Genomic DNA, 25,264 nt, shown 5'->3' with positions numbered 1-25,264 from the left:
TTTTTGAAACTTTTTAATTAACTAAAATGAATCTTGCTTGTATTTTATAAATAAATCCCTATCATAACTAAATTTTTCACGTTTATTTATATATTTAAGGGGATCTTTATGGCAGATCACAATTTAGAAAATAACTTGCGGAAAGATCTTGGTTTAGTTTCTGCATTATCACTGGTTGTGGGAATGGTTTTAGGAGCAGGCGCTTTTATGAAACCGCCTGCAGTATTAGAGGTAGCAGGTGATTATCATTATGCACTGTTAGCATGGGTAATTGGTGGTGTTATTTCTATTTGTGGCGGGTTAACACTTTGTGAACTCGGCGTAATGTTTCCAAAAACTGGGGGAATGCTCGTTTATTTAGAAAAAATCTATGGCGCTAAAATTTCTCATCTTTATGGTTGGATGATGACAGTGATTTTTTCACCTGCTTTGATTGGTGCATTAGTGGGTTATTTTAGTTCGGTGTTTTGTTCATTATTTGATATTGAAAATACGTACAAAATGGCAGTAGGTGCTGGAGCATTAGGTTTTATTGCTTTTATTAATGCAATTGGTGTCAAAGAAGCGGGGTATCTTCAAACTATTGCGACGGCTTGTAAATTGGTTCCAATAATGTTATTGGCGATATTTGGATTATGTGAAGGAAATGGGCAAGTTGCATTATTTAGTGCTAGTGGTCAAGGGATTGAGACATATGCCCCTTTTGCTGTTGCGATTTTAGCGACATTATTTGCCTATGATGGTTGGGCTCAAGTGGCATCGGTTGCGGGTGAAATTAATAAGCCAGCTAAAGTATTGCCTAAAGCCATTATTTTGGGAATTATATTTTTAGTCATTGTTTACGCTTGTATCAATATTGCCTTATTTAAAATTTTTCCAGTTCAAGAAATGGTCTCATTAGGACATGACGCTTCTTCTGTTGCATCACAACGCCTATTTGGGCATTTAGGTGGTAATTTGGTTGCAGTTGGTATTATGGTGTCAATTTTAGGCGGAATTAATGGCTATATTATGACATTATCACGTACTATTTTTAGTATGGCTGAGCGCGGCAATATTGTTGGTGCACGTTATTTAAGCACAATAGATGAAGACAGTCGTTCACCGGTAAATGCAATTTTAGTCCTTGTCGTTTTTTCATTTTTATACTCGGTATTATTAGATGCCGATCGTTTGTCTGAAATTTCGATGTTTTCGATTTGGGTTTTTTATTTATTAACGTTTGTTGGTGTTATTATAGCTAGAAAAAAATACCCTACTATACCAAGATCTTATAAAGTCATTGGCTACCCCGTTATTCCTATTATTGCTATTACAGGATCTCTTTATGTCATCTATGGTATGCTGGTTCATCAAACAGAAAATGGTATTGCCTCAATAGTGCTAACGTTACTAGGTTTACCAATGTACTATTACTATCAAAGTAAGAACCAAAATAGAGATCTTTCAGTTGGTGAAGTGAAAAAGTATCGTTTCAAAACCCAATATACTACTGCGATATTGGCAATAGCTGTTGTTGCTATGTTAATCATTTATGGCGGTATGGCTAGTAAATAGTATTGTGGTGGCTGATTAAATAGTTTGTTTGATGCTATTTTATCGTGGCAATAAAAGAAACCAAAAGTTTTTGGTTTCTTTTAATTAAGATAACACTGTTAAAGATAAGTCGAAATTAAACTATAAATGTGTTGATCGTAAAAAGTATCATTTAAATACTCAGCTTGCTTAAGTGTACCTTCATAGCTAAAACCACATCGTTTGGCCACTTCATTGCTTTGTCTATTTGCAACAGAGCATTTAATAACGAAGCGTTTAATGATTCGCTTTGTCGCATAATATTTTGTTAGGGCATTAATGGCTTGTGTCATAATCCCTTGTCCTTGAACTCGGCTATCTAACCAATAACCAAGGTAGGCTGTTTTATTATTTTGATCGATTTGATTAAAAGAAAGCATCCCTACAGCATAATTATTCAACATAATGACATAATTTTTTGACTGATTATTTTGATGTTTTGCTAAACAAGAATCTAAGAAATCAGCGGTATCTTTTGGGTGAATCACAAACTTAGACCATGCCATAAATTGGCTAAAATAATCTCAGTTAAAATCTATAACACGATACAACTCAGCAGCGAGCTCTTTTGCTGGTGGTTGTAGAGAAATATGTTTATTAACATAAATACTCGCTTGTTTGGTATTGTTCATGTTTATTTCTTTCTTTTTTATGCCTAAATGTTTAATCTTATGGTTGGATATAGTGGTTGTAAATGAAAAATTTTTGATAGTTAATATAAAGCAAGAATGGCATTTTGCTTATGATTGGGTTATTTTCGTTGCCATAATTTTTAATTTTTCGATATTAATCGCTTGGATAAAGCCCCTAATATGATTAGAGGCTATAGTAAGTACGCTTAATTTTTTGCATCCACTTTAGGTTTAGCTACATAATTATAAATAACTAATATGGCAAAAATAGCCATAAAAATACCCATTATCATATCTTTATTAAACCATTTAGCCATATTACCAAGAATAATTCCAATACCACAAAAATCGACATCCGAGAAAGTCGTATTAGCAAAACCTAGTGATCCTAATACTGGTAATAGCATAACAGGCAAAAATGTGACTAATAAACCATTCGCAAACGCGCCTAGCATTGCCCCACAACGTCCTCCCGTTGCATTGCCAAATACGCCAGCAGTAGCACCGCAAAAGAAATGGGGAACAACACCCGGCAATATAAGGACTAAGTCTAATTGCCCTAGAACAAATAATCCGACTAAACCACCAAGGAAGCTAAATAAAAAACCAATGAGTACTGCATTAGGTGCATATGGGAATACTACAGGGCAATCAAGAGCCGGTTTGGCATTAGGGACTAATTTTTCCGAAAAACCTGTAAAGGCAGGTACAATTTCAGCTAGAATTAATCGCACACCTTGAAGAATAATAAATACTCCGGCAGCAAATGTAATTGCTTCTATAATTGCATAAACTAAATAATTATCACCTTTGCTTAGATTGGTTTCGACATAGCTTGCACCAGCAGATATTGCTAAAATGAGATAGATAATCATCATTGTTAATGAGATTGAAATTGAGCTATCTCGCAAAAAGCTTAAGTTTTTAGGTAAATTCATCTCTTCGGTTGAACGAGAGTTTTTACCCACAGCTTGCCCAAGCCACCCGGCTAACACATAACCTAAAGTACCAAAATGTCCAAATGCAACATCATCATTACCGGTAATCTTACGCATATGTGGTTGTGCTAACGCAGGGAAAAATGCCATAATTAATCCCAGAACTAATGAACCTGTGAACACGAGTTGCCAGCCTTGAAAACCCGCTACGGTTAAAATAATACTAATCATACAAGCCATATAAAACGTATGATGTCCTGTCAAAAAAATAAATTTTAAGCGTGTAAACCGTGCGACCACAATATTGGCGATCATACCCAATGCCATAATTAATGCTGTTGCTGCACCGAATTCATTTAATGCCATAGAAACAATGGCTTCATTATTAGGAATGATACCTTGTAATTTAAAAGCTTGTTCAAACATTATGCCTAGTGGGGTAATTGCACTAATAAGTACACTTGCACCACCACTTAATACCAAAAAACCTAAAATTGTTTTAACTGTGCCTTTTACGGTATCAGCAAATGATTTATGTTGGGCAATTAGCCCAACCATCGCAATTAAACCGACTAATATCGCAGGTACTTTTAAAATATCTACAATAAATTTTACGATTTCTTGAATCATGGCAACACCTCATAGGTTGATTAGTACTTAGCAAAATGTTCAACAAGTTTTGATTCTAAATCATTGATATCAATAATATTGTTTAGTACAACTAATTTATTGTCAGGAATACCTGAACTGGCAGCTAAATCTTTTGTCATGACAAATAAATCAGCTTGATCTGGTGTTGCTGAAGCAAGATCGGCATGTGTAACCTCTGCATCAATGTTTAATTTTTTAAGAACTTTTTTGATGTTCATTTCAACCATAAAGCTACTACCAAGACCTGAACCACAAACTGCCATAATTTTCATTTTGTTTATCCTTTTATTGAGTTTAATTAAATTTAATAATGGTTGATAACAGACAATATTTGAGCAGGGGTTTGCGCATTAAAAATTGTCTGGATATCATTTTGTGTACCAAATAGTGCTGCCAATTGAGTTAATATTTCAATATGACTAGTACTATCACTTGCTGCTAATAAAGTAATTAAATAAACAGGATCGTTTTCTTCTGAATTAAATTTGACGCCTTTTTTGACCAATAGCATTGATAGACCTAATTGGTTTACGCCCTGTTCTGGTCTTGCATGTGGCATCGCAATACCTGGAGCCAAGACATAATAAGGGCCAATTGATTCATGTAATTTGAAAATGGCTTGAATATAATCAGGTGAAATAGTGTTATTTTGTAATAACGGTTTTGCACAAAGTTGTATCGCTGTTTGCCAATCATCGATTGAATCAACAATATTGACCGTTTGGCTAGTTAACCATTTTGCTAACATTTTTCCTCCGCTAAATTTGATCTCATTGAGAGCTTATTAGGAAATTAACACACCGCGTAATAATAGAAATAAAAAAAAATAAGAAATGTGATAGCGCTATCAAAGTTGATAAAATTTTCATCCATTATGTGATGTAGTTAACATTTTCAATAAATTAATCAGAAAACGCCTACTTTTGCCGAATAATATTATTTAAAAAATTGTGATTTAAAAGACAGATCCATAACCTTTTATGAGGTTATGATACATCCACTGTTAATTGGCTATCATTGACATGCAATTGGAGTGAAAGATGCAGGATATAAAAAAACGCAGAAGTACAGGACAGGTTACTTTATTTGATGTGGCTAAATTTGCGGGTGTTGGCTCTATGACGGTATCTCGTGCTTTGCGTAGTCCAGAGCGTGTCTCTGATAAACTTCGTAAAAAGATTCAAATTGCCATTGATACGTTAGGGTATAAACCAAATGTTGCAGCTAGCTTGTTAGCATCCGCATCGGCTAATCAGGTCATCGCAATTATAACGACTAAGATCTATGATCACGCCACTCAAATGTTACTTAATGCGTTACAAGCAAGCTTGGCACAAGAAGGATATACTATATTAATCATTGAATCTTACCACTATCTTAAATGTGAATCACAATTATTAAATACACTATATAGCCATAATCTTGAAGCAATACTCCTTTTTTATGTTGAAAGTGATGATTTTATTCGACAGTTAGCTCGAAATAAAACCGTTCAAGTTATGAATATTGGCAAGCAATATGATGAATTAACTAATCTGAATGTGGGATTGGATGATAGTTTAGCAATGTATATGTTGACTGAGCATGTGATCAAAAAAGGTTATCGATCTATTGGTTTGCTTTGCGCTAACCAGCAATACTACCTTTTTCAACAACGGTTACATGGCTGGCATAAAGCAATGCTAAATCACCATTTATCTACACATAGGGTCATACATGCTGCAAAGCCTGCTAATTTTAGTACAGGAAGTGAATTACTACCGGATGTACTTTTGAACTGGCCTGATATCGAAGCCTTAATTTGTACGACAGATGAATTAGCATGTGGCGTGCTTTATGAGTGTCAACGGCGGCACATAGGCGTTCCATATCAATTAGCGGTAAGTGGGTTTGGCGATAGCGAGTTTAGTAAAGTCAGTCTTCCACCATTAACAACCGTTGCGCAGCCGTCTAAGCAAATTGGCAAATATATAGCTAATTTATTGTTAAATCAGTTAAGAAATGAAACTAATTATCAATCAGACTTCTCAGCCTTAGCGCCGATGATTCAATCAAGAGATAGTTTATAGTTTTTGTTAGTCTGAAATAATAAAATGAAATGTGCTGACTTGATAAGTATCGCTTCTTTTATTGTATTGCAAAAACAGTATTAGCTAGCTTTGTACAAAGCATCATTCATTTAAATTCAGCCAAAACAGAGTTAAATAAAAAAGCCTACTCATTCAAGTAGGCTTTTTTATGAAATTGGTCGGCGAGAGAGGATTCGAACCTCCGACCCACTGGTCCCAAACCAGTTGCGCTACCAAGCTGCGCTACTCGCCGTTAGGAAGCGCATAATACTGCGCTAACTAAAAAGTGTCAATACCTACTGCAAAAAATTATGCCTGTTATGTGTTTATTTTGATAAAGGCGCAGGCGTTTTGCCAATGCGTTGATAAAATTCGACAACAAAATCTTCGTAACGTTTGTTGGCAACCGCTTCACGAATTTCTGCCATTAAGCGTTGATAATAACGTAAATTGTGGATGGTATTTAAACGTGCACCTAAAATCTCTCCACATTTATCTAAGTGATGAAGATAAGATTTTGTGTAATGTTTACAGGTATAACAATCACAATGCGGATCAAGCGGTGTGGTGTCGTCTTTATATTTCGCATTGCGGATTTTAATCACGCCATTTGTGACAAATAAGTGACCATTGCGCGCATTGCGTGTCGGCATCACACAGTCAAACATATCAATCCCTCGGCGTACACCTTCAACTAAATCTTCAGGCTTACCCACTCCCATTAGGTAACGAGGCTTATCGGCAGGTAATTGTGGACAAGTACCCTCTAAAATTCGGTGCATATCTGCTTTAGGCTCACCAACAGCTAATCCCCCAACCGCATAGCCATCAAAACCAATTTCGGTTAACCCTTTAATTGAGATATCACGTAACTCCTGATGAATACCACCTTGCACGATACCAAATAACGCATTTTTGTTGCCTAATTCATCAAATCGCTGGCGACTTCGTTTTGCCCAGCGCAATGACATCTCCATTGATTTTTTGACATAATCCCACTCAGCAGGAAAGGGCGCACACTCGTCAAAAATCATGACAATATCTGAACCTAAGTCGTATTGAATTTCCATTGAAATTTCAGGTGATAAGAAAATAGAATCGCCATTAATCGGATTACGAAAATAGACGCCTTCTTCTTTAATCTTACGAATATCTCCAAGACTAAAAACTTGAAACCCACCCGAATCGGTTAGAATTGGGCCATGCCACTGCATGAAATCATGTAAATCACCATGTTTACGCATGATTTCTTGTCCCGGTCTTAACCATAAATGGAATGTATTACCGAGCAAGATTTGAGCGCCGGTCGCGGCAACCTCTTCAGGTGTCATACCTTTTACCGTGCCATAAGTACCAACAGGCATAAAGGCTGGGGTTTCAACAGTATATTCGACTCCGCGACGATCGAATTTCATACGTCCTCGACGAGCTAATCCGTCGGTATTATCTAATTCAAATTTCATTTTTTATTAACCTCTTGCGACCAAATAAACAGTTTGGCGCGAATTATTGTTATAATACGTAGCCGTATCATTAATTTACAGGGCCTAGTTTATCGCGCCTGACTGGAATAAACAATATTTGAAGGGGCTTTGAATCGTTTGAAACGCATTATTTTATTCTTGTCGTGTTTGTTGATGTTTCTAATCACTGGCTGTCAGATCCAAGATAAGACTTATCCAAAAGTCATTATCTCAGAACGGCTTAAATCGCTCTCTGAAAATGATATATTTGCCATTAGCGAGCTTGCTTGCATTGAAATAGATAAGCGGGCAGTGATCGCCGCTGACGACCATGCATTAAGCCAAAGGCTAAATAAAATTGCTAAAACCTTACCCACAAAAGCGAATAATATTGAGATAAATTATAAAGTCTATATTAATACCGAGCCTAATGCATGGTCTACCGCTAATGGCTGTATACGTGTCAACAGTGGCTTAATAAAATTGTTAAATGATAATGAGTTACAAGCAGTACTTGCTCACGAACAGGCGCATATAGCGCTCAAACATGCAGTTAGTTTATTTCTACAAGCCCCTTATATTGAATTTACTGATAACATTGACGAACTTGTTATTATTGCGAAAGAAGAAGTTGCTCAACAATATGAAGTCGAAGCTGATAATTATGCTTTTGATTTATTAGTCAGTCAAAATATTGATCCGATGAGTTTAGTTGAAATGCTAGTAAAAGTGCCTATTCATTCAACAAATAATCCAACATCTCACCCTTCAAGCAAAAAACGCATAACAAATATTATTAATAGAATAAACGGTAAATAAATATCTGAGTAGTTAATTGAAAATAACCAATCTGATTTGAGATTAATTCAAATCAGATTGGCTATCTATTTAATATTTCATTAAGATTGATTACTCAGATCAGTGATAAACATAGCATCACCGTAACTAAAAAATCGATAGTTTTCTTTAACTGCATGTTGATAAGCATTCATGGTATTTTGGTAACCAGCAAATGCAGAAACAAGCATAATCAACGTTGATTCTGGTAGATGAAAATTGGTGATGAGGGAGTCAATAACCTTAAATTGGTAGCCTGGATAAATAAAAATTTGCGTATCGGCAAAAAAAGGCGCTATTTCACCTGTTCTTTGCGCAGCACTTTCTAAAGCGCGAACCGACGTTGTTCCCACAGCAATTACTTTATTGTTTCTCGCTTTACATGCTAATACGGCATCCACAACTGAGCCTGGTACTTCGGCATATTCTGAATGCATAATATGCGCTTGAATATTTTCAACTCTAACTGGTTGAAAAGTTCCTGCGCCAACGTGTAAAGTAACAAATGCCATTTCAACCCCTTTTTGTTTTAGTCTTTCTAATAAAGGTTTATCGAAATGAAGACCGGCAGTGGGGGCGGCGACGGCACCGGGCACTTTACTATAGACGGTTTGATAAACTTCACGGTCTTGTTCATCATCTGGACGATCAATATAAGGCGGTAATGGAATATGACCAATTTTATTTAAAATGCTAAGTACATCATCAGGAAACTGTAACTCAAATAAAGTATCGTGGCGTGCTAGCATCGTAACATGAGTAGATGCATCTTCTCCTAATATTAGTTCTGCGCCTACTTTGGGTGATTTTGATGCCTTAATATGTGCAAGCGCTCGGTTATTATCTAATATCCTTTCAATTAAGATTTCGATTTTTCCTCCTGAAGCTTTTTTACCATACACGCGAGCAGGAATTACTTTTGTGTTGTTAAAAATCAGTAAATCACCCGGATTTATTTTGTCGATAATATCAGTAAATACATTATCTTCAATTTTACCTGTATGGCTATCTAGTGATAAAAGTCGACATGCACTTCTGGTTTTTGAAGGATGTTTGGCAATCAGCTCTTTGGGAAGATAAAAATCAAAATCGGATAGTTGCATAATTGTGTTCCTTAACAAATGAGGCATTAGTCTAAAGCCCTCATAATGCCTAAGCAAGTAATTATTTGTTGATTATTATGATAGTTGCGTTAAAATTCCAACCGTCTAAAAGAAATTAGGCAATTGAAATTTATATTAATATAAGGAAAATAGCATGAAAAATACCCAAAAAACATTGTTAGTTGCACTACCTTTAGTTGCAGCAATGTCTCTAGCTGGCTGTAACATGAATCCTAATGATGCAGTTAACTTAGGAATGAAAGGTTTAAAAGCTGCAACACTTAGTGATAATGATGTAAAAGACTTAGCTAAACAAGCTTGTGCTGAAATGGATGCTCAATCAAAAGTTGCTCCAGCAAAAAGTGCTTATGCTAAACGATTAAAAAAAATTGCTAAAGCACTTGGTAACAATTTAGATGGAACTCCAATTAACTATAAAGTATACATTACAAAAGATGTTAATGCTTGGGCAATGGCTAATGGTTGTGTTCGTGTTTATAGTGGTTTAATGGACATGATGACTGACAATGAAATTGAAGGTGTTTTAGGTCATGAATTAGGTCACGTTGCTTTAGGTCACAGCAAAAAGGCGATTCAAGTACAATATGCAACCGAAATTGCTCGTGATGCAGCCGCTGTATCAGGTAATGCAGCAGTTGCTAAATTATCTAAATCTAGCTTAGGTGCTTTAGCGACAGCAGTGATTAACTCTCAGTTTTCACAAAAACAAGAACAAGATGCGGATAATTATTCTTTCGATTACTTAATTAAGAAAAAAATTAATCCAGCAGGTCTTGCAACTGCTTTTGATAAATTAGGTGGCGGTGATTCGTCAATCTTAAGTAGCCATCCATCTTCATCAGATCGTGCTGCTAATATTCGTAAAAAACTTGCTGAACTAAAAAAATAAGCACAGTCGTTTCTAATCTAAAGCGTCACTAAAGACGCTTTTTTATATAGTATTTATTGTGTTCGATAGTGGTATTAGTTGCTGAATTGATGAAGTGCTCCATCAACCAATACACTTAGAGGGCAATAAACAAAAGGTACTACTGTTTTTATTGCTTATAAGAAGACAGGAATTTGGCAAATCTTCCGATCGCATCTTGAAGTTCTCCGGTATGCGGTAAAGCAACAATTCTAACGTGATCGGGTTTATGCCAATTAAAACCGGTTCCTTGTACAAGTAACACTTTTTCTTGTAATAAAAAGTCTAATACCAATTTTTGATCGTTATGGATATTAAATTTTTTCTGATCTAATTTGGGAAATAGATACAATGCACCTTGTGGTTTAGTGCATGAAACGCCGTGGATGTCATTGAGCAAGCGCCATGCCAACATACACTGATCATATAGTCGCCCACCTGGTACAATAAATTCGTTAATGCTTTGATAGCCTCCTAACGCCCCTTGAATAGCATGTTGTAATGGTACATTGGCACATAAGCGCATTGATGCCAGCATATTTAACCCTTCAATATAGCCTTTTACATGATGCTTAGGACCACAAAGCGCCATCCAACCTTGCCTAAAACCTGCTACTCGATAGGTTTTTGATAAACCGCTCATTGTCACCACAAAGAGGTCTGGCGCTAGTGCTGCAATTGAATAATGCTCCGCATCATCATATAAAATCTTATCGTAAATTTCGTCAGCAAAAATAATTAAATTATGTTGTCTAGCAATTTCTGCGATTTCAAGTAACACATCTTTGCTATAAACCGCACCAGTTGGGTTATTGGGATTAATAATCACAATTCCTTTGGTTTTGGGTGTGATTTTTTGTTTGATATCTTCTAGATCAGGTGACCAGTTTGCTTCCTCATCACAAAGATAGTGCACCGCATTACCACTAGATAAACTAACAGCCGCTGTCCATAATGGATAATCCGGCATAGGAACAAGTATTTCATCACCACTATTAAGTAAGGCTTGCATAGATTGTACTATTAGTTCCGATACACCGTTACCAATATAAATATCTTCAACATCTAAACTGTTAATTCCTCGGGCTTGATAATGTTGCATAATTGCTTTACGGGCAGAATAAAGCCCTTTGGAATCACAATAACCTTGTGAAGAAGATAAATTTCTAATCACATCAACTAATAATTCATCAGGTGCTGCAAAACCAAAAGGGGCGGGGTTTCCAATGTTGAGTTTAAGGATAGTTTGTCCTTCTTCCTCTAGTCGTTTAGCATGTTCAAGAATTGGTCCACGAATGTCATAACAAACATGTTCCAATTTATTGGATTTTTGGAAATTAACCATAATATCGCCCTTTCTGTTATTGTGATAATTTTTTTGCTTTAATGAAAAAACAATCTACTCCTATTTCGATAATTTTTGAAGATGCTATTATAGTTAGCTTAATAAATACCTTTTAAATGTCTAAAATTTGTGCGGAGTGTATTATGAAAACCATTTTAACCGTCATCGGGAAAGATCAAACGGGAATTATTGCCGGTATTAGCCAACAATTGTATGAATTAGATATTAATATTTTAGATGTCAGCCAAACCATTATGGATGAATATTTTACGATGATTATGTTACTTGATTTATCTAAAATTAAAGTGTCATTTGATGAGGTAAAAACAGCTCTTATCCAAACGGGCGATAAGCTTAAGGTCAAGGTCAACTTACAACGTGAAGAAATTTTTGATGCTATGCATCGTTTGTAATATTAATTCGTTGTTTATTTAAAAGGATAGTTCTAATGGAAACAAAACAGATCCTCGAAACCATTAAAATGATTGAGGAAGAAAAGCTCGATATCCGTACAATAACCATGGGTATTTCTCTCCTTGATTGTATTGATAGTAATGGTGAAAAAGCACGCCAAAAAATTTATGACAAAATCACACGGTTAGCTAAAAATTTGGTCAAAGTCGGCGATGAGATTACCTCAGAATTCGGTATTCCAATTATTAATAAGCGTATTTCTGTCACACCCATATCATTAATTGCTGGCGCAAGCGATGATAAAGACTATGTCGCGTTTGCCAAAACACTTGATGAAGCGGCCAAAGCGGTGGGCGTGAACTTTATTGGTGGCTTTTCAGCACTGGTGCAAAAAGGCTATCATAAAGGCGATGAAATTTTAATTAAATCCATTCCTCAAGCACTAGCACAAACCGAACGGGTTTGCTCATCAGTTAATGTGGGTTCTACCCAAACGGGAATTAATATGGATGCCGTAAAGCAAATGGGGCATATTATCAAAGAAGCGGCGAAATTAACGGCAGATAATAGTAGTATGGCATGTGCTAAGTTAGTTGTGTTTGCCAATGCGGTTGAAGATAACCCTTTTATGGCAGGTGCTTTTCATGGGATTGGCGAAGCAGATTGTGTGATTAATGTGGGGGTTAGTGGACCGGGTGTAGTTAAGCGAGCGTTGGAAAAAGTTAAAGGTGAACCTTTTGATATTGTTGCCGAAACCATCAAAAAAACCGCATTTAAAATTACACGAATGGGACAACTGGTTGGTAAAGAAGCTTCTGAACGTTTAGGTGTTAAATTTGGCATTGTCGATTTATCATTAGCACCAACGCCAGCCATTGGTGACTCGGTTGCCCATATTTTAGAAGAAATGGGGTTAGAAGCAGTCGGCACGCATGGCACAACGGCGGCACTAGCCATGCTTAATGATGCTGTTAAAAAAGGTGGCGTAATGGCATGTGGTCATGTTGGTGGGTTAAGTGGTGCATTTATTCCTGTTTCTGAAGATGCAGGTATGATTGATGCTGTCAATAACGGTGCACTAAATCTTGAAAAACTTGAAGCGATGACCTGTGTATGCTCTGTTGGGCTTGATATGATTGCTATTCCAGGCGATACGCCAGCTGAAACTATTTCAGCGATTATTGCTGATGAGGCTGCAATAGGGGTGATTAACCATAAAACAACCGCGATACGAATTATTCCTGCGGTGGGGTTAAAAGTTGGCGATAATATCGAATTTGGTGGCTTACTAGGTCATGCACCAGTCATGCAGGTAAGCAAATTTGGCTCATATGATTTCATCAATCGTGGTGGGCGAATTCCTGCTCCCATTCATTCATTTAAAAATTAATGTATCAATTTTTTATAATCTAGTGACTTTTCTTATTCCGTCTACACATAAAGTAGGCGGTATATTAAAAAGGTTATATTGCTTGAGGTATAAAATAATCTCAATTAATACATTATTTTATATCATAGTTCTTTTGTTCATTAACAATGATGTGATGCCAAATATGGAAGATAATATACTTTACCACTTTTTTAACAATAAATCCTCATTGATGGACTATAGCGATGAATTAAAACTTATCGATATGATGATGAATTTACCTATAAGTTGGATTATTAAAAATAAAGATGAGTTTCTTAATGCACTAAACATATTATCTGACTCTTACACTATTGGTCATGGTTTTTTTGCTGCAAACTGAAAAAGATGATTTGATTTTTAATCATTTTTGACAATGGTTAGCTGAGGTAAATAATAAAACCGATATATACTTATTAGGATATATTGATGATTTTTCCCCAGATGCATTAAAATTGGATGAATTTAGAAAAAATAATAAATTTGAATAAAAAATTATTTAGGAGAGACATATGGCTGAATGGACTGGAGTTATGTATGGATTTTATACTAATAAATCCATAGATGATGTGTTTTCTGCATGGTTCAAAAAATTAGCATCAATGAATTATCAATGTGAGCGAAGTTGTTTTCGAAATGTTGAATTTCTATTTTGTTATAAAAATGATGAGATGCAAAATCATCACCTTGAGTATGGCTACAATTTAGATATTAATGGTGAGGGCTGTTTTTGCATTGAGGCAAAAAGTACAAAGCTACATGGAACTGCGACTTTGTTTAAGTTTGATAATGATTCAGATTTTGAGCCTTATGATATAAATTTACATTTTCAGCATGTATTTTATTATGTGCTTGTATTACCTGATTTAATTGAAAATTCAATGTTTTGTCAGAATATACATCGTTTATTTACTAATATTCTTAATGAGAAAAAAATGGAAAATTAGCAGGTAATAAATTAAATTTTCTTATAGCACATTAAATATCCTTAAAGTGTAGAAAAAGGCCGAGTTGTTGACACTTCATGATTAAAATAATTCTTTAAAAACGCATAAGACGCCTTTCCCGAAATCGTTTTATGTTGTTTACCGTATGATAATATTGAATAAATAATTTTCTATCTTGTGAATCTAACAAATGGAATACAGCTAAATCTCAATTAATCACCAAACGGTATAGAATCCTGAATATTTTTTACAAAAAATTACAGCCTAAAAAGTAAACATTCCGCTTGTCGTCTTAACTTATTGTCGATAGATTTTCAAATTTAACCAAGGGTTTAATGCTGTAACAGATAGTTTTATAACGTTCCATCAGACTGGTATAATGTCGATAAAAATTATATGATTATTTTGGCGCTAAAATTTCATAATAGCTTTCTTAATACCAGTAACGCATTCATTTTTATTCATGAAAATATTAGGAGTTAACATGTTTAAATCAAAATACAATGTTCCAAAGGACATTGATAAACGTATTTCAAAGTTAAAGTTAAAAATAGATTCAAACAATACTTATATTGATTTCTTGAAAAAATATAATGTAGTTGTTTTTAATACTGAGGTTAATTTTGACTACTGTATTGATTGTGATGGAGAATCATTGCCCTTAGAGGTCATTTTGGGTTTTTCAAAGAAATATTATGAAGATCTCATTGAGATTAATGATACTTATTTAGATAGAATACCCGAAAATTATTTTGCCATAGCCACGCTTAATTATGGTGATCTACTTTGCTTAAGCCCAAATGGCGAAGTTTATTATTGGGATCATGAAGTTAATGATCTCTATTTTGACTTGTCTGTAAAAAATGGTTATCTAGAACAAAATACTAATTTAAAGCTTGTCGCAAATTCCTTTGATGCATTTTTATCCATGATTACCAGAACAGAAATTGAAGATGATTATAATCCTGATGAAGATGAATATAATAATCCTAATATTCCTTTCCCTGATGAAGCATTAGATTCTTTCATAAAGTATCCAAAAAGTATATCAATGACTCCACAAAACAGGCTTATTATTTATTTAAAAAAAATGGAGTTATCTGAAAAAGGGCGCGAAGTACTTGCTAAATTGAAAGAGGAAGGTTTTCTGTAACAATGACCAAACTAGCTACATCAATCTTAGTCAAAAAAGTGGACAAGTAAAATTGCAAACCTGAGAATACTCGTGAATGTAACTAATTAATATATTGAAAGTAATAAGTTGCGACTTTTATCGATAAGCTTAGGGTGTAGCTATTTCCTAAAAATTTGTATGAGTTAGTGTATTTTATCTAAGTTAGAATATAGTATTACAAAATGAAAATTACTTTAAACGGTAAAATAGGCGAGCATTTAGTCACATTCAAATCTGATTTAGGTCATGGTGCTGCTCATTGGCAAGATAATAAACTATTATCTAATACTTCTTATCATATTGAATTAGAAATCAATGATTTTTTTGAGTGGGATAAAAATATAATCCTTGCAGAAAAACATAATTGTAGTATCAATTTAATTGATAACCACATAGTTTTTAATGCAAAAGTGATATCTTGTGAAGATCAAGGTCTTTTAGTTTTGTCACTTGGAAAAAATATTATTTTTATAGAAGCATCTGATAGCTGTGAAATGGGTAGCTATGTATCATTTTTTACTACTCCAGATAATGTTATGTTATACCCTATAGAACTATAATTTTTAAATAAAAGAATAACTAGATCCGTCTATTTGTCTCAGATGACTTGAGCTTGCCTATCGGATTATACCTTGCTTATAACTTGTTGCAGTTATCTGTAAAAAGTAGTTGTGTTGTTTATAATCCGCTATCAAATATTTTTGATTTATTTTTATATTGTGGTTGAGCATGATAGATAAATGATTATATAATTGTAGCCCCGATTTAACCGATTACGAATTAAGTAATCATGAATACATGCTTGAGGATTTCTCGTGCCTGATATGAAGCTTTTTGCTGGTAATGCCACACCCGAACTAGCAAAACGTATAGCTAATCGTCTTTATACTTCTCTTGGTGACATTGTTGTAAGCCGTTTTAGTGATGGTGAAGTTAATGTCCAAATCAATGAAAATGTCCGTGGTGAAGATGTTTTTATTATTCAATCAACTTGTGCTCCAACCAATGACAATTTAATGGAATTGCTCGTCATGATCGATGCAATGCGTCGCGCATCTGCTGGTCGTATTACTGCGGTTATTCCTTATTTTGGTTATGCAAGGCAAGATCGTCGAGTTCGTTCGGCTCGTGTGCCTATTACCGCTAAAGTTGTCGCTGATTTTTTATCAACTGTTGGTGTTGATAGGGTATTAACCGTTGATCTTCATGCAGAGCAAATTCAAGGTTTTTTTGATGTGCCTGTGGATAACGTATTTGCTAGCCCAGTTATTTTAGAAGATATGTTACAACGTCAATTTGAACGTCCAATTGTGGTATCTCCAGATATTGGTGGTGTGGTGCGTGCTCGCGCGATAGCTAAACTACTTAATGATACTGATATGGCGATTATTGATAAACGCCGTCAACGTGCAAATGAAGCTGAAGTGATGAATATTATTGGTGATGTTGCAGATAGAGATTGTATCTTAGTTGATGATATGATTGATACAGCAGGAACACTTTGTAAAGCAGCCGACGCTTTAAAAGCACGAGGAGCAAAAAGAGTGTTTGCTTATGCAACGCATCCAATTTTTTCAGGTAAAGCAGTGAGTAACATTAAAAGCAGTGCTATTGATGAAATTGTTGTTTGCGATACAATTCCATTAACGGCTGAAGTAAAAGCATTGAAAAATGTTCGTCAATTAACATTGTCAGGTATGCTTGCTGAAGCAATTCGTCGAATCAGTAATGAAGAATCGATTTCAGCTATGTTCCATCAATAATCTATTTTTTCATTGAGTTAAATGCCCCTTTTGGGGCATTTTTCACAATAAAATCAGTGACAATAAAAATATTATGACAACAATAAAACTGATAGTAGGACTTGCCAATCCCGGCAATGAATATGCAGCAACAAGGCACAACGCAGGCGCATGGTTTGTTGAACAAGTGGCTCAGCGTTATAATCAATCATTAAAAAATGAACCAAAATTTTTTGGTTACACATCACGAATCAATATTTCTGGTCATGATGTGCGTTTATTAGTTCCAACTACATTTATGAATTTAAGTGGTAAGGCGGTGCAAGTTATGGCGTCATTTTACCAAATAAAGCCAGAAGAAATATTAGTTGCCCATGATGAACTCGACTTGAATCCAGGTATAGCTAAACTTAAGTTTGGTGGTAGTCATGGTGGGCATAATGGGCTAAAAGATATTGCCAGCAAATTGGGTAATAATTTAAATTTTCATCGATTAAGGATTGGTATAGGTCATCCTGGTGATAAAAATAAAGTGGTAGGCTACGTTCTTAACAAACCCTCTAAACCTGAGCAAGCATTGATTGATCAAGCTATTGATGAATCAGTGCGCTGTACGGATATTTTATTATCTCAAGGTGTTAATGCTGCGATGAATCAATTACACGCTTTTAAGGCTTAGTTTATTGATTTAATAACAAATGGTTAATGGATAGCTGATCGAATATTATAAAAAATCCACCCAAGATTGGGTGGATCGTCATTATCTTAGATTGTTCGATTAAGAAAAGAGATGAGTAATGTTACCGCCTTTTTCAGCGATTTTTTTCATGACTTCTTTAATTAACCATGTATTCATTGCTGCAGTATCATCAGTACTGCCAGTATAATTTAGTTCTTGTGCTAACTTTTTACGTGCATCTAAGCTACTATCTATACCGAGTAATTTTAATAAATCGACGATAGACGTTTTCCAGTTGAGTGCTTCAGGATGCTTTTTAGCTAGATTATCAAGAATCGAGGTGACATCAACATTAGTTGCGGATGTGCCTTGCTCGACCTTATCTTGAATTTGTTTTGAGCCATCTGATACTGTGTCTTTGACAGATGCTGTGATGTTTCCGACTTTATCTTTCACAGCATCAACTGCATTTTCTACTGTTGCTTGAGCGTTAGGAAATACTTTAGAAAAAATGTTATTTAAGATACCCATATTACACCTCTTAAGTTTAAACTGCTTATAAAAAACTGCTTAACTGCTTAATGATATAGATGTAGAAAATATCAAAAAACAATATAACGCTTAACAGGATAAAATGTCAAAAGAGTTATGCTTTAATAGCATTTTATGTATTACGATACAATGCTTACCAAGATGTTAATTAATGATTTTAAATATTATTCTAATATTAAGCGAATTAATTACAATCAAAAAAAGGATTATCCATCTGCAGATTTATAAAACTTTTATGAAAAAATGCCTTTAAATTGCAGTTAATCTTTTTAGTATTTCTGATAAATTTCAATCCATTATCAGTTATCTATTTTTTTTAACTGAAGTTTTGAACATCATATTAGTAAAGAAATTTTTATAAAACAGTAAATAAATTTTTTCAATAAGACTTTTGACGATAAATAGGGTAAATTATTAAACTAATACTTATTTTTAGCTTTTAGGAGAAACTTTTTTTATTGATTAAGAAAGGAGAGGAAGTCAAGATATGCGTTTTAATGAGCCACAAGTATTGACGTCAATAATAACTCAAGCCTCTTGTTTTTCTAAGATCCAAGAAAGAACTAATGCATTAAAAACATTGGCTAAAGAGGTTAACGATTTATTGCCATCCCCATTGAATCAACAATGTCGAGTGGCTAATTATCGCGAAGGCGTATTGATTTTAGAGGTAAGCACTGCTGGCTGGTTAACGAGACTGAAATATGAACAAAGTAATTTAATATCAGAGATACGAAAAAATATCTTACCGTCTCTATCGTCTATCCAATATCAGATTAATCCGGATATTTCGGTCAAGTTGTCACATCGCCATTCTCAGACTGTTAAGTCCTCTTTAGTATCGAGTGTGATGACAGCTAAAAGTGCCATGTTTTTATATGCATTAGCGGAAAATGCACCAGATAAGTTAAAAAAACAATTGATAAAACTTGCTAACCATGCAAAATAAGTGCTGATAATTGGATTTCAATTTTATAAAATGATATATCTTGAAGATATAAGGAGTGAATAATGGATAAAGATATGCTTACTTATCTTATAATTGGATTAGTAATTGGTTTTATTATTGGTTTTATTTTTGTAAGCGTTATTAGCCCTAAGGCTCGTAAATATACCAAAGTTAAACATGAGCTAGAACAAACAAAAGATGAATTAATAGCGCAAAAACAAATGATTGCTAAACATTTTTCTCATAGTGCTGAGATATTGGATAGTATGGCTAAAGATTTTCGTCGCCTTTATCAACATATGGCTGAAAATTCTAGTCAATTTATTGATGGCGATAAAGCCGCATCTTTGGATTTTGATTCCAACTCTGATTCAGATGAAACAAAAGAAATGATACTTGATAAGCAGCCTAGAGATTATTCGGATAATTCTTCTGGTTTATTTAAAGCGGATGAACACAAATCTTAACTACTATGGTTTTATTCGCCGTTTCCTAATGGTCAAGCAATTTTATAGAGATTAAATTTTTGTGAAAGCGAGAGTTATAAGATGATTAATTCATTAAAACAACAAAAAAAATTATTAAGTATTATAGCGTTAAGTTTAGGGTTAAGTTTAGCATCACATCCCGATGCTTATGCTTCTTTTCCTCCTACCTCAACCGACAGTAATACACAGCAGCCAAGTTTGGCACCTATGCTCGAAACGGTATTACCTTCAGTTGTTAGTATTAAGGTTGAGGGTACTGCGCAAATGCAAAATAATATGCCAGAAGAATTTAGACGTTTTTTTGGTTACCCTGATAGTCAATCAAGAGTGTTTACAGGTCTAGGCTCTGGTGTGATTATTGATGCTGAAAAAGGTTATGTTGTGACGAATAATCATGTTATTGATAGTGCCGATAAAATCACGGTTGCTCTTAATGATGGACATGAATATAAAGCAAAGCTAATCGGTAAAGATCCACAAAGTGATATAGCATTGCTTAAACTTGATGATGCAAAAAAATTAACGGCGATTAAATTGGCTGATTCTGATAATTTGCGGGTTGGTGATTATACTGTTGCTATTGGTAACCCATTTGGTATTGGTCAGACTGTTACTTCGGGGATTATTTCAGCTTTGGCTCGCAGTGGGCTTAATATGAATGGTTTTGAAAATTTTATTCAAACAGATGCTTCAATTAACCAAGGAAACTCTGGTGGAGCACTTGTTAATTTAAATGGTGAACTCGTTGGTATTAATACTGCGATTATTGCGCCAAATGGTGGTAATGTTGGGATTGGCTTTGCAATTCCTAGTAATATGGTAAAAAGTTTAACATCGCAGCTTATTGAGTTTGGTGAGGTCAAACGTGGTGTGCTTGGCATCAAAGGTAATGAACTGACATCGGATATAGCGAAAGCATTTGATGTTGATGTTCAAAAAGGTGCTTTCGTTAGTGAAGTGATTGAAAATTCAGCCGCACAAGCTGCAGGAATTAAATCTGGCGATATTATTATTTCAATGGACGGTAAACCCGTTGATAGTTTTGCTGAATTACGTGCAAAAATTGCCACAACTGGTGCTGGGCGAACTGTAAAATTAGGCTTAATTCGAGATGGTAAACAAATGTCTGTTGAGGTAAAACTCAAAAATAGCGATGAGGCAGTAACCGAAGCAAAATCATTGCATACTGCTCTTGATGGTGCAACACTTAGTAATGGTGAAATAAAAGGTCAAAAAGGTGTTTTAATTGAAAAGATTGCTAAAAATTCACCTGCTTCTCGACTTAGCTTACAAGAGGGAGATCTGATTACTGGCGTTAACAAAGGACGAGTAACTAATATTGCAGAACTTCGCAAAATCATTGATAGTAATCCGTCTGTTATTGCGCTTAATATAGTACGAGGAGATAGCCGAATTTATCTCATTTTAAGATAATTTTTTTCAAACTAGAAGATAATTTAACTCTATTTCGTCGATGCTTTGGCGTCGGCGAAAAACAGTGATTTTAACACTTTTGTATATATGCTAAAATCGTTGCTATATCTAATTACTATCATCTGACGGCAATGCTTAAAAAATTTTTATGGCCAATATTAATCGGTGTAGTTTTAGCCGTTGCGTTATTAATTATTTTTCCTTCATTACGAAACGGAAAGCAATTGCATTTTTTTGTTTCTATTTTCAGTAACGAACCTTTAAGTTATTCTGATGCCGTAAAAACTGCAGCGCCCGCAGTAGTTAATATTTATAGTCGCTCAATTAATTCTGTTTCTCAAGAATCACAAGATAGTCCAATTACTCCACTTGGTTCAGGGGTAATAATGAGTGAACAGGGATATATTGTTACTAATTATCACGTTGTTGAAGATGCAGAGCAAATTATTGTTGCACTGCAAGATGGACGAATTTTTGAGGCTTTATCGGTAGGCTCTGATAAACTTGTTGATCTTGCCGTATTAAAAATAGAAGCCTCTAATATTCCAACTATTACCATTAATCCTCAGCGTGAACCGAAGATTGGTGATGTGGTTTTAGCGATAGGTAATCCTTACAATATAGGGCAAACTATCACACAAGGTATTATTAGTGCTACAGGTCGCGATGGGCTAAGTCCATATAGAAGACAGAATTTTATTCAAACTGATGCATCAATAAATCACGGTAATTCTGGAGGAGCACTAGTTAATACTAAAGGTGAATTAATGGGAATTAATACTCTCACCTTTGCAAAAAATTTGGGTAATGATGTTCCGGAAGGGATTGGATTTGCAATTCCGACTTCTTTAGCTGTAAAGATCATGAATAAGTTGATTCAGGATGGAAAAATTATTCGTGGTTATATCGGTATTGATGGATTAGAATTTGCACCCACTCAAAATCCAAATGATATGCCAGTGGTATTAGGTATTTTAGTCACCAATGTTGAAGGACCTTCTTTACAAGCGGGTATACAAGCTAATGATATCTTGATTATGGTAGATAATAAGCCTGTTAAATCCATTGTTGAAACCATGGATCAAATTGCCGAGTTGAAACCGGGTATGATTGTCCCCATTATTGTATTGCGGAATGGTGAAAAGGTTGAATTACAAGTGACAATAGGGCAATTACCCGTTTAATTTGTCTTTTTATGGCTTGATTATTTAACCTTTAAGGCATATAATTCGCAACCTTATCATGTTTTTTAACACTCGTATGGTGTATAGATTTTGCTTTTAGCCATTTATATAGCGATACGAACAAACTTTAGAGGTTTATTATGAAAGAAGGTATCCATCCAGAATATACTGCAATTAATGCAACATGCTCTTGTGGTAATGTTATTAAAACTCATTCTACTATTGGTCATGATATTCATCTTGATGTATGTGGTGAGTGTCACCCATTCTATACTGGTAAACAACGTGATGTTGCAACTGGTGGACGTGTAGATAAGTTCAAACAACGTTTTGCTATGGTTGGCGGTAAAAAATAATTTTCCGAAAAACCGTATCTGAAAACCAATAGTAGTTGAAAAGGCGCATTGTGCGCCTTTTTGCTTTTTGAAAATTAATACTTTTAGTTAATAATCAATCGAATTCTGGGGTGATGCCTAAATCTTGCATCATTTTTTGAGCTTGTTTGGGAATACCGTCTTCACGATCTCTTTGTAAATCATCATCACAAGGTAAAGGTTGACCAGTATAAGCATGAAGAAAAGCTTCACACAATAATTCACTATTTGTTGCGTGACGTAAATTATTAACTTGTCTGCGAGTACGCTCATCAGTCAATATTTTTAACACTTTTAACGGAATTGATACTGTAATTTTTTTTACTTGCTCACTTTTTTTACCATGTTCAGCATAAGGGCTTATATATTCGCCATTCCATTCCATCATATTTTCACCAAATTACATCACAAATAATGTGGGCAATTCTAACGTTTTTTTTATCTTTCTGCAATCTATACACCAAGATAGTTAGACATCTAGACATGTTGACGTCTATATTCAGTGTGTTATTCTTATACAATCTATTCTTGAAGTAAGCAAAACATTATTTAGAGGAATGTTATTATGACTAGTCAAGCTAACAATTTAAACCAAGGAACAATTGCTGTTCGTGGTGGGCTCAATACTGATGATCAATATGGCAGTGTCGTACCTGTTATCACTCCATCTACATGTTATCGTTATGAAGAATTTGCTAAACCCAGGAAATTTGATTATGCGCGAAAAGCAAATCCAAGTCGGCGATTGGTGGAAGAAACAGTTGCAAAATTAGAAGGTGGTGCCGATGCTATTTTAACTAACTGTGGCATGTCAGCAATTCACCTTATTAGTGTTGCCTTATTAGCGCCAAATGACTTAGTTGTTGCCCCCCATGATTGTTATGGTGGTAGCTATCGTTTGTTTAATAGTTTGAGCGAGAAAGGTTATTTTAAGGTAAAATTTGTGGATCAGTCTGACTTGGTCGCATTACAAGAAGCATTAAGCTTACATCCCAAATTAGTTTTGATTGAGACACCAAGTAATCCATTACTGCGTGTTGTTGATATAAAAAAAATTGCGCAACAAGCGCATGATGTAGGTGCTTTGGTTTTAGTCGATAATACATTTATGACGCCTATTTTACAAAAACCATTGGAGCTTGGTGCTGATATTGTTACCCACTCTTGTACTAAATTTTTAAACGGACATTCGGATTTATTAGCAGGAATTTTAGTTTTTAAGGACCAACAACTTGCTACAGATGTTTTATGGTGGGCTAATAATATTGGTACGCTGACTTCATCATTTGATAGTTATCTTTTATTACGTGGATTACGAACCCTTGCGGCGCGTGTAAATTTACAACAAGACAATGCGCAAAAAGTTGTTGGGTTTCTTGCTAATCATCCTAAAATAGCTAAAGTATTTCATCCCTCTTTACCAACTAATCTTGGACATGATATTGCTAAAAAACAGCAGAAAGGCTTTGGTTCGTTACTCAGTTTTGAATTAGTTGGCAATGCCGATGTTATGCCGAAATTTTTAAAAGCGCTTAATATTTTTACATTGGCTCAATCACTTGGTGGAGTGGAAAGTCTTGTGTGCCATCCAGCAACAATGACTCATTCAGGTATTAGTGCCGAAGCACGAAAAACGGCTGGGATTTCAGATCAATTATTACGTATTTCGGTGGGTTTAGAAGATATTACTGATTTACTGGCTGATTTACAGCAAGCACTTGAAACAGTATAACTGATTTTTTAGATTATAATTAGGGTTGATGATATATCATGTATGTAGTTATGCTATTTTATCAATCCGTTATTAGCAATGAGTATTATCGCTATTATTTTTCTGAAATTTTGCTATCTTGTTTTCAATCGCTGTAAAAATTTCATCAATTGAATGACGTTTTGCTCTACCGCAAAGTTTTGCCGTTTCATGACAGACTAAGCATTGTCTTGGTTGGTTGTCGAATTGTGATCGTGACAGGCTTTTTTGTGTAACAATGTCAATAACATCAATATCCCATAAACGTCCTAATGGGTGATTATTTTCAATATCAATACAGTATTTTTTAAGGGAATTAGCTGAACATTTTATTGCTATAATAGCTTCTGAACCGGTGATGTAGTGATAATGATCTTCATTGATTATTGCGATGTCATTTTGAAAAAAACAGTGATGTAATGCTTTGATTGCTTCGTCAAAAAGATAACGAGCACCGCTACTATTTTTTATAGCACCTGGAATAACTAGGCTTAAGGATATGATTGGATATTTATAACATATCATTGCCTGTTTTTGGTTTTCTACTCGCTGTTCCTTGGCTAATAGCATCTGCTCAAGGTTAATTGGAGTGCCATCATCAAATTTAATTAGCATTTTTTCCACTGGA

28 protein-coding genes and 1 tRNA gene are annotated in these 25,264 nt (G+C 34.8%); 18 read left to right on the top strand and 11 right to left on the bottom strand.

What is annotated here, in order from left to right; genetic code table 11:
* Positions 1 to 108: 108 nt before the first annotated feature.
* A complete protein-coding gene (locus ACYIAM_RS00620) occupies positions 109 to 1,557 on the top strand; it encodes an APC family permease (RefSeq protein WP_483746886.1) in 1,449 nt (482 codons plus the stop codon).
* Between the two features lie 98 nt (positions 1,558 to 1,655).
* Here ACYIAM_RS00620 and ACYIAM_RS00615 read toward each other — a convergent pair whose 3' ends face one another.
* The 4 genes from ACYIAM_RS00615 to ACYIAM_RS00600 all read right to left on the bottom strand — a co-directional run bounded on the left by ACYIAM_RS00615 (position 1,656) and on the right by ACYIAM_RS00600 (position 4,544).
* Complete coding sequence (locus tag ACYIAM_RS00615; RefSeq protein WP_483746885.1) at positions 1,656 to 2,081, bottom strand: GNAT family N-acetyltransferase; 426 nt, start codon at positions 2,079 to 2,081, stop codon at positions 1,656 to 1,658.
* 332 nt (positions 2,082 to 2,413) lie between these two features.
* Entirely contained in the window at positions 2,414 to 3,775 is a 1,362-nt protein-coding gene (locus tag ACYIAM_RS00610) for a PTS ascorbate transporter subunit IIC (RefSeq protein WP_483746884.1), read from the bottom strand.
* Between the two features lie 20 nt (positions 3,776 to 3,795).
* Entirely contained in the window at positions 3,796 to 4,068 is a 273-nt protein-coding gene (locus ACYIAM_RS00605) for a PTS sugar transporter subunit IIB (RefSeq protein WP_174797904.1), read from the bottom strand.
* Positions 4,069 to 4,100: 32 nt separating this feature from the next.
* Positions 4,101 to 4,544 carry a PTS sugar transporter subunit IIA gene (locus tag ACYIAM_RS00600; protein WP_483746883.1) on the bottom strand — a complete coding sequence of 148 codons (444 nt, stop codon included), beginning with the start codon at positions 4,542 to 4,544 and terminating at the stop codon, positions 4,101 to 4,103.
* A 292-nt stretch (positions 4,545 to 4,836) separates the two neighbouring features.
* On the opposite strand from ACYIAM_RS00600, the gene ACYIAM_RS00595 reads away from it, so the two are divergent.
* Complete coding sequence (locus ACYIAM_RS00595; protein WP_483746882.1) at positions 4,837 to 5,865, top strand: LacI family DNA-binding transcriptional regulator; 1,029 nt, start codon at positions 4,837 to 4,839, stop codon at positions 5,863 to 5,865.
* Between the two features lie 176 nt (positions 5,866 to 6,041).
* Here the strand turns inward: ACYIAM_RS00595 and ACYIAM_RS00590 are convergent.
* Both ACYIAM_RS00590 and tgt read right to left on the bottom strand, forming a co-directional pair.
* Positions 6,042 to 6,118 (bottom strand) — tRNA-Pro (locus ACYIAM_RS00590).
* Between the two features lie 73 nt (positions 6,119 to 6,191).
* On the bottom strand, positions 6,192 to 7,328 hold the full coding sequence (gene tgt, locus ACYIAM_RS00585; RefSeq protein ID WP_174797911.1) for a tRNA guanosine(34) transglycosylase Tgt: 1,137 nt from the start codon (positions 7,326 to 7,328) through the stop codon (positions 6,192 to 6,194).
* Between the two features lie 174 nt (positions 7,329 to 7,502).
* On the opposite strand from tgt, the gene ACYIAM_RS00580 reads away from it, so the two are divergent.
* A complete protein-coding gene (locus ACYIAM_RS00580) occupies positions 7,503 to 8,147 on the top strand; it encodes a M48 family metalloprotease (protein WP_483746881.1) in 645 nt (214 codons plus the stop codon).
* An 80-nt stretch (positions 8,148 to 8,227) separates the two neighbouring features.
* Here the strand turns inward: ACYIAM_RS00580 and queA are convergent, their stop codons facing one another.
* On the bottom strand, positions 8,228 to 9,268 hold the full coding sequence (queA, locus tag ACYIAM_RS00575) for a tRNA preQ1(34) S-adenosylmethionine ribosyltransferase-isomerase QueA (RefSeq protein WP_483746880.1): 1,041 nt from the start codon (positions 9,266 to 9,268) through the stop codon (positions 8,228 to 8,230).
* Positions 9,269 to 9,422: 154 nt separating this feature from the next.
* Here queA and ACYIAM_RS00570 point away from each other — a divergent pair, with 154 nt between their 5' ends.
* Positions 9,423 to 10,178 carry a M48 family metalloprotease gene (locus ACYIAM_RS00570; protein ID WP_174797914.1) on the top strand — a complete coding sequence of 252 codons (756 nt, stop codon included), beginning with the start codon at positions 9,423 to 9,425 and terminating at the stop codon, positions 10,176 to 10,178.
* A gap of 148 nt (positions 10,179 to 10,326) precedes the next feature.
* Here ACYIAM_RS00570 and ACYIAM_RS00565 read toward each other — a convergent pair whose 3' ends face one another.
* Entirely contained in the window at positions 10,327 to 11,541 is a 1,215-nt protein-coding gene (locus ACYIAM_RS00565; RefSeq protein WP_483746879.1) for a pyridoxal phosphate-dependent aminotransferase, read from the bottom strand.
* A 143-nt stretch (positions 11,542 to 11,684) separates the two neighbouring features.
* Here ACYIAM_RS00565 and ACYIAM_RS00560 point away from each other — a divergent pair, with 143 nt between their 5' ends.
* From ACYIAM_RS00560 to pth, 8 genes are all read left to right on the top strand, one after another.
* Positions 11,685 to 11,954 (top strand): ACT domain-containing protein, encoded by a 270-nt coding sequence (locus tag ACYIAM_RS00560; protein ID WP_160430619.1) that lies wholly within the window; start codon positions 11,685 to 11,687, stop codon positions 11,952 to 11,954.
* A 35-nt stretch (positions 11,955 to 11,989) separates the two neighbouring features.
* Entirely contained in the window at positions 11,990 to 13,345 is a 1,356-nt protein-coding gene (locus ACYIAM_RS00555; protein WP_174797916.1) for a PFL family protein, read from the top strand.
* 163 nt (positions 13,346 to 13,508) lie between these two features.
* Positions 13,509 to 13,706, top strand: coding sequence for a hypothetical protein (locus tag ACYIAM_RS00550; protein WP_483746878.1), 198 nt, complete (start codon positions 13,509 to 13,511; stop codon positions 13,704 to 13,706).
* A gap of 169 nt (positions 13,707 to 13,875) precedes the next feature.
* Positions 13,876 to 14,310, top strand: coding sequence for a hypothetical protein (locus ACYIAM_RS00545; RefSeq protein ID WP_174797917.1), 435 nt, complete (start codon positions 13,876 to 13,878; stop codon positions 14,308 to 14,310).
* Positions 14,311 to 14,794: 484 nt separating this feature from the next.
* Positions 14,795 to 15,463, top strand: coding sequence for an SMI1/KNR4 family protein (locus tag ACYIAM_RS00540; protein WP_174797918.1), 669 nt, complete (start codon positions 14,795 to 14,797; stop codon positions 15,461 to 15,463).
* A gap of 203 nt (positions 15,464 to 15,666) precedes the next feature.
* Positions 15,667 to 16,044 carry a hypothetical protein gene (locus tag ACYIAM_RS00535; protein WP_483746877.1) on the top strand — a complete coding sequence of 126 codons (378 nt, stop codon included), beginning with the start codon at positions 15,667 to 15,669 and terminating at the stop codon, positions 16,042 to 16,044.
* 255 nt (positions 16,045 to 16,299) lie between these two features.
* The gene (locus ACYIAM_RS00530; protein ID WP_160430613.1) at positions 16,300 to 17,247 is read left to right on the top strand and encodes a ribose-phosphate pyrophosphokinase; all 948 of its coding nucleotides are present in this window, start codon (positions 16,300 to 16,302) and stop codon (positions 17,245 to 17,247) included.
* Positions 17,248 to 17,320: 73 nt separating this feature from the next.
* Positions 17,321 to 17,905, top strand: a complete 585-nt coding sequence (pth, locus tag ACYIAM_RS00525; protein WP_483746876.1) for an aminoacyl-tRNA hydrolase — start codon at positions 17,321 to 17,323, stop codon at positions 17,903 to 17,905.
* A 99-nt stretch (positions 17,906 to 18,004) separates the two neighbouring features.
* Here pth and ACYIAM_RS00520 read toward each other — a convergent pair whose 3' ends face one another.
* The gene (locus ACYIAM_RS00520) at positions 18,005 to 18,436 is read right to left on the bottom strand and encodes a DUF3597 domain-containing protein (protein WP_174797389.1); all 432 of its coding nucleotides are present in this window, start codon (positions 18,434 to 18,436) and stop codon (positions 18,005 to 18,007) included.
* A gap of 508 nt (positions 18,437 to 18,944) precedes the next feature.
* On the opposite strand from ACYIAM_RS00520, the gene ACYIAM_RS00515 reads away from it, so the two are divergent.
* From ACYIAM_RS00515 to rpmE, 5 genes are all read left to right on the top strand, one after another.
* Positions 18,945 to 19,406, top strand: coding sequence for a DUF721 domain-containing protein (locus tag ACYIAM_RS00515; protein WP_174797388.1), 462 nt, complete (start codon positions 18,945 to 18,947; stop codon positions 19,404 to 19,406).
* 62 nt (positions 19,407 to 19,468) lie between these two features.
* On the top strand, positions 19,469 to 19,873 hold the full coding sequence (locus ACYIAM_RS00510) for a Z-ring associated ZapG family protein (RefSeq protein WP_174797387.1): 405 nt from the start codon (positions 19,469 to 19,471) through the stop codon (positions 19,871 to 19,873).
* 81 nt (positions 19,874 to 19,954) lie between these two features.
* Positions 19,955 to 21,328 (top strand): Do family serine endopeptidase, encoded by a 1,374-nt coding sequence (locus tag ACYIAM_RS00505; RefSeq protein ID WP_174797386.1) that lies wholly within the window; start codon positions 19,955 to 19,957, stop codon positions 21,326 to 21,328.
* A 131-nt stretch (positions 21,329 to 21,459) separates the two neighbouring features.
* On the top strand, positions 21,460 to 22,512 hold the full coding sequence (degS, locus tag ACYIAM_RS00500) for an outer membrane-stress sensor serine endopeptidase DegS (RefSeq protein WP_174797385.1): 1,053 nt from the start codon (positions 21,460 to 21,462) through the stop codon (positions 22,510 to 22,512).
* A 140-nt stretch (positions 22,513 to 22,652) separates the two neighbouring features.
* Complete coding sequence (gene rpmE / locus ACYIAM_RS00495) at positions 22,653 to 22,868, top strand: 50S ribosomal protein L31 (RefSeq protein ID WP_065636780.1); 216 nt, start codon at positions 22,653 to 22,655, stop codon at positions 22,866 to 22,868.
* A gap of 94 nt (positions 22,869 to 22,962) precedes the next feature.
* On the opposite strand, the gene metJ is transcribed toward rpmE, so the two are convergent.
* Complete coding sequence (gene metJ / locus ACYIAM_RS00490; protein ID WP_065587588.1) at positions 22,963 to 23,274, bottom strand: met regulon transcriptional regulator MetJ; 312 nt, start codon at positions 23,272 to 23,274, stop codon at positions 22,963 to 22,965.
* 177 nt (positions 23,275 to 23,451) lie between these two features.
* Here metJ and metB point away from each other — a divergent pair, with 177 nt between their 5' ends.
* Complete coding sequence (gene metB / locus ACYIAM_RS00485) at positions 23,452 to 24,618, top strand: cystathionine gamma-synthase (protein ID WP_174797384.1); 1,167 nt, start codon at positions 23,452 to 23,454, stop codon at positions 24,616 to 24,618.
* A 72-nt stretch (positions 24,619 to 24,690) separates the two neighbouring features.
* On the opposite strand, the gene citX is transcribed toward metB, so the two are convergent.
* Complete coding sequence (gene citX / locus ACYIAM_RS00480; protein WP_174797383.1) at positions 24,691 to 25,251, bottom strand: citrate lyase holo-[acyl-carrier protein] synthase; 561 nt, start codon at positions 25,249 to 25,251, stop codon at positions 24,691 to 24,693.
* Positions 25,252 to 25,264 lie beyond the last annotated feature (13 nt).

Source organism: Gilliamella sp. X-60 (assembly GCF_057063585.1).
The sequence above is the reverse complement of the archived record's forward strand: the minus strand, read 5'-3'. Positions and strand labels throughout refer to the sequence as shown.

What these genes read in the sequence shown, in the direction of transcription:
- ACYIAM_RS00620 (WP_483746886.1), top strand. Translation starts at nt 109, where the DNA reads ATGGCAGATCACAATTTAGAAAATAACTTGCGGAAAGATCTTGGTTTA.
- ACYIAM_RS00615 (WP_483746885.1), bottom strand. Translation starts at nt 2,081, where the DNA reads ATGGCATGGTCTAAGTTTGTGATTCACCCAAAAGATACCGCTGATTTC.
- ACYIAM_RS00610 (WP_483746884.1), bottom strand. Translation starts at nt 3,775, where the DNA reads ATGATTCAAGAAATCGTAAAATTTATTGTAGATATTTTAAAAGTACCT.
- ACYIAM_RS00605 (WP_174797904.1), bottom strand. Translation starts at nt 4,068, where the DNA reads ATGAAAATTATGGCAGTTTGTGGTTCAGGTCTTGGTAGTAGCTTTATG.
- ACYIAM_RS00600 (WP_483746883.1), bottom strand. Translation starts at nt 4,544, where the DNA reads ATGTTAGCAAAATGGTTAACTAGCCAAACGGTCAATATTGTTGATTCA.
- ACYIAM_RS00595 (WP_483746882.1), top strand. Translation starts at nt 4,837, where the DNA reads ATGCAGGATATAAAAAAACGCAGAAGTACAGGACAGGTTACTTTATTT.
- tgt (WP_174797911.1), bottom strand. Translation starts at nt 7,328, where the DNA reads ATGAAATTTGAATTAGATAATACCGACGGATTAGCTCGTCGAGGACGT.
- ACYIAM_RS00580 (WP_483746881.1), top strand. Translation starts at nt 7,503, where the DNA reads ATGTTTCTAATCACTGGCTGTCAGATCCAAGATAAGACTTATCCAAAA.
- queA (WP_483746880.1), bottom strand. Translation starts at nt 9,268, where the DNA reads ATGCAACTATCCGATTTTGATTTTTATCTTCCCAAAGAGCTGATTGCC.
- ACYIAM_RS00570 (WP_174797914.1), top strand. Translation starts at nt 9,423, where the DNA reads ATGAAAAATACCCAAAAAACATTGTTAGTTGCACTACCTTTAGTTGCA.
- ACYIAM_RS00565 (WP_483746879.1), bottom strand. Translation starts at nt 11,541, where the DNA reads ATGGTTAATTTCCAAAAATCCAATAAATTGGAACATGTTTGTTATGAC.
- ACYIAM_RS00560 (WP_160430619.1), top strand. Translation starts at nt 11,685, where the DNA reads ATGAAAACCATTTTAACCGTCATCGGGAAAGATCAAACGGGAATTATT.
- ACYIAM_RS00555 (WP_174797916.1), top strand. Translation starts at nt 11,990, where the DNA reads ATGGAAACAAAACAGATCCTCGAAACCATTAAAATGATTGAGGAAGAA.
- ACYIAM_RS00550 (WP_483746878.1), top strand. Translation starts at nt 13,509, where the DNA reads ATGGAAGATAATATACTTTACCACTTTTTTAACAATAAATCCTCATTG.
- ACYIAM_RS00545 (WP_174797917.1), top strand. Translation starts at nt 13,876, where the DNA reads ATGGCTGAATGGACTGGAGTTATGTATGGATTTTATACTAATAAATCC.
- ACYIAM_RS00540 (WP_174797918.1), top strand. Translation starts at nt 14,795, where the DNA reads ATGTTTAAATCAAAATACAATGTTCCAAAGGACATTGATAAACGTATT.
- ACYIAM_RS00535 (WP_483746877.1), top strand. Translation starts at nt 15,667, where the DNA reads ATGAAAATTACTTTAAACGGTAAAATAGGCGAGCATTTAGTCACATTC.
- pth (WP_483746876.1), top strand. Translation starts at nt 17,321, where the DNA reads ATGACAACAATAAAACTGATAGTAGGACTTGCCAATCCCGGCAATGAA.
- ACYIAM_RS00520 (WP_174797389.1), bottom strand. Translation starts at nt 18,436, where the DNA reads ATGGGTATCTTAAATAACATTTTTTCTAAAGTATTTCCTAACGCTCAA.
- ACYIAM_RS00515 (WP_174797388.1), top strand. Translation starts at nt 18,945, where the DNA reads ATGCGTTTTAATGAGCCACAAGTATTGACGTCAATAATAACTCAAGCC.
- ACYIAM_RS00510 (WP_174797387.1), top strand. Translation starts at nt 19,469, where the DNA reads ATGGATAAAGATATGCTTACTTATCTTATAATTGGATTAGTAATTGGT.
- ACYIAM_RS00505 (WP_174797386.1), top strand. Translation starts at nt 19,955, where the DNA reads ATGATTAATTCATTAAAACAACAAAAAAAATTATTAAGTATTATAGCG.
- degS (WP_174797385.1), top strand. Translation starts at nt 21,460, where the DNA reads ATGCTTAAAAAATTTTTATGGCCAATATTAATCGGTGTAGTTTTAGCC.
- rpmE (WP_065636780.1), top strand. Translation starts at nt 22,653, where the DNA reads ATGAAAGAAGGTATCCATCCAGAATATACTGCAATTAATGCAACATGC.
- metJ (WP_065587588.1), bottom strand. Translation starts at nt 23,274, where the DNA reads ATGATGGAATGGAATGGCGAATATATAAGCCCTTATGCTGAACATGGT.
- metB (WP_174797384.1), top strand. Translation starts at nt 23,452, where the DNA reads ATGACTAGTCAAGCTAACAATTTAAACCAAGGAACAATTGCTGTTCGT.
- citX (WP_174797383.1), bottom strand. Translation starts at nt 25,251, where the DNA reads ATGCTAATTAAATTTGATGATGGCACTCCAATTAACCTTGAGCAGATG.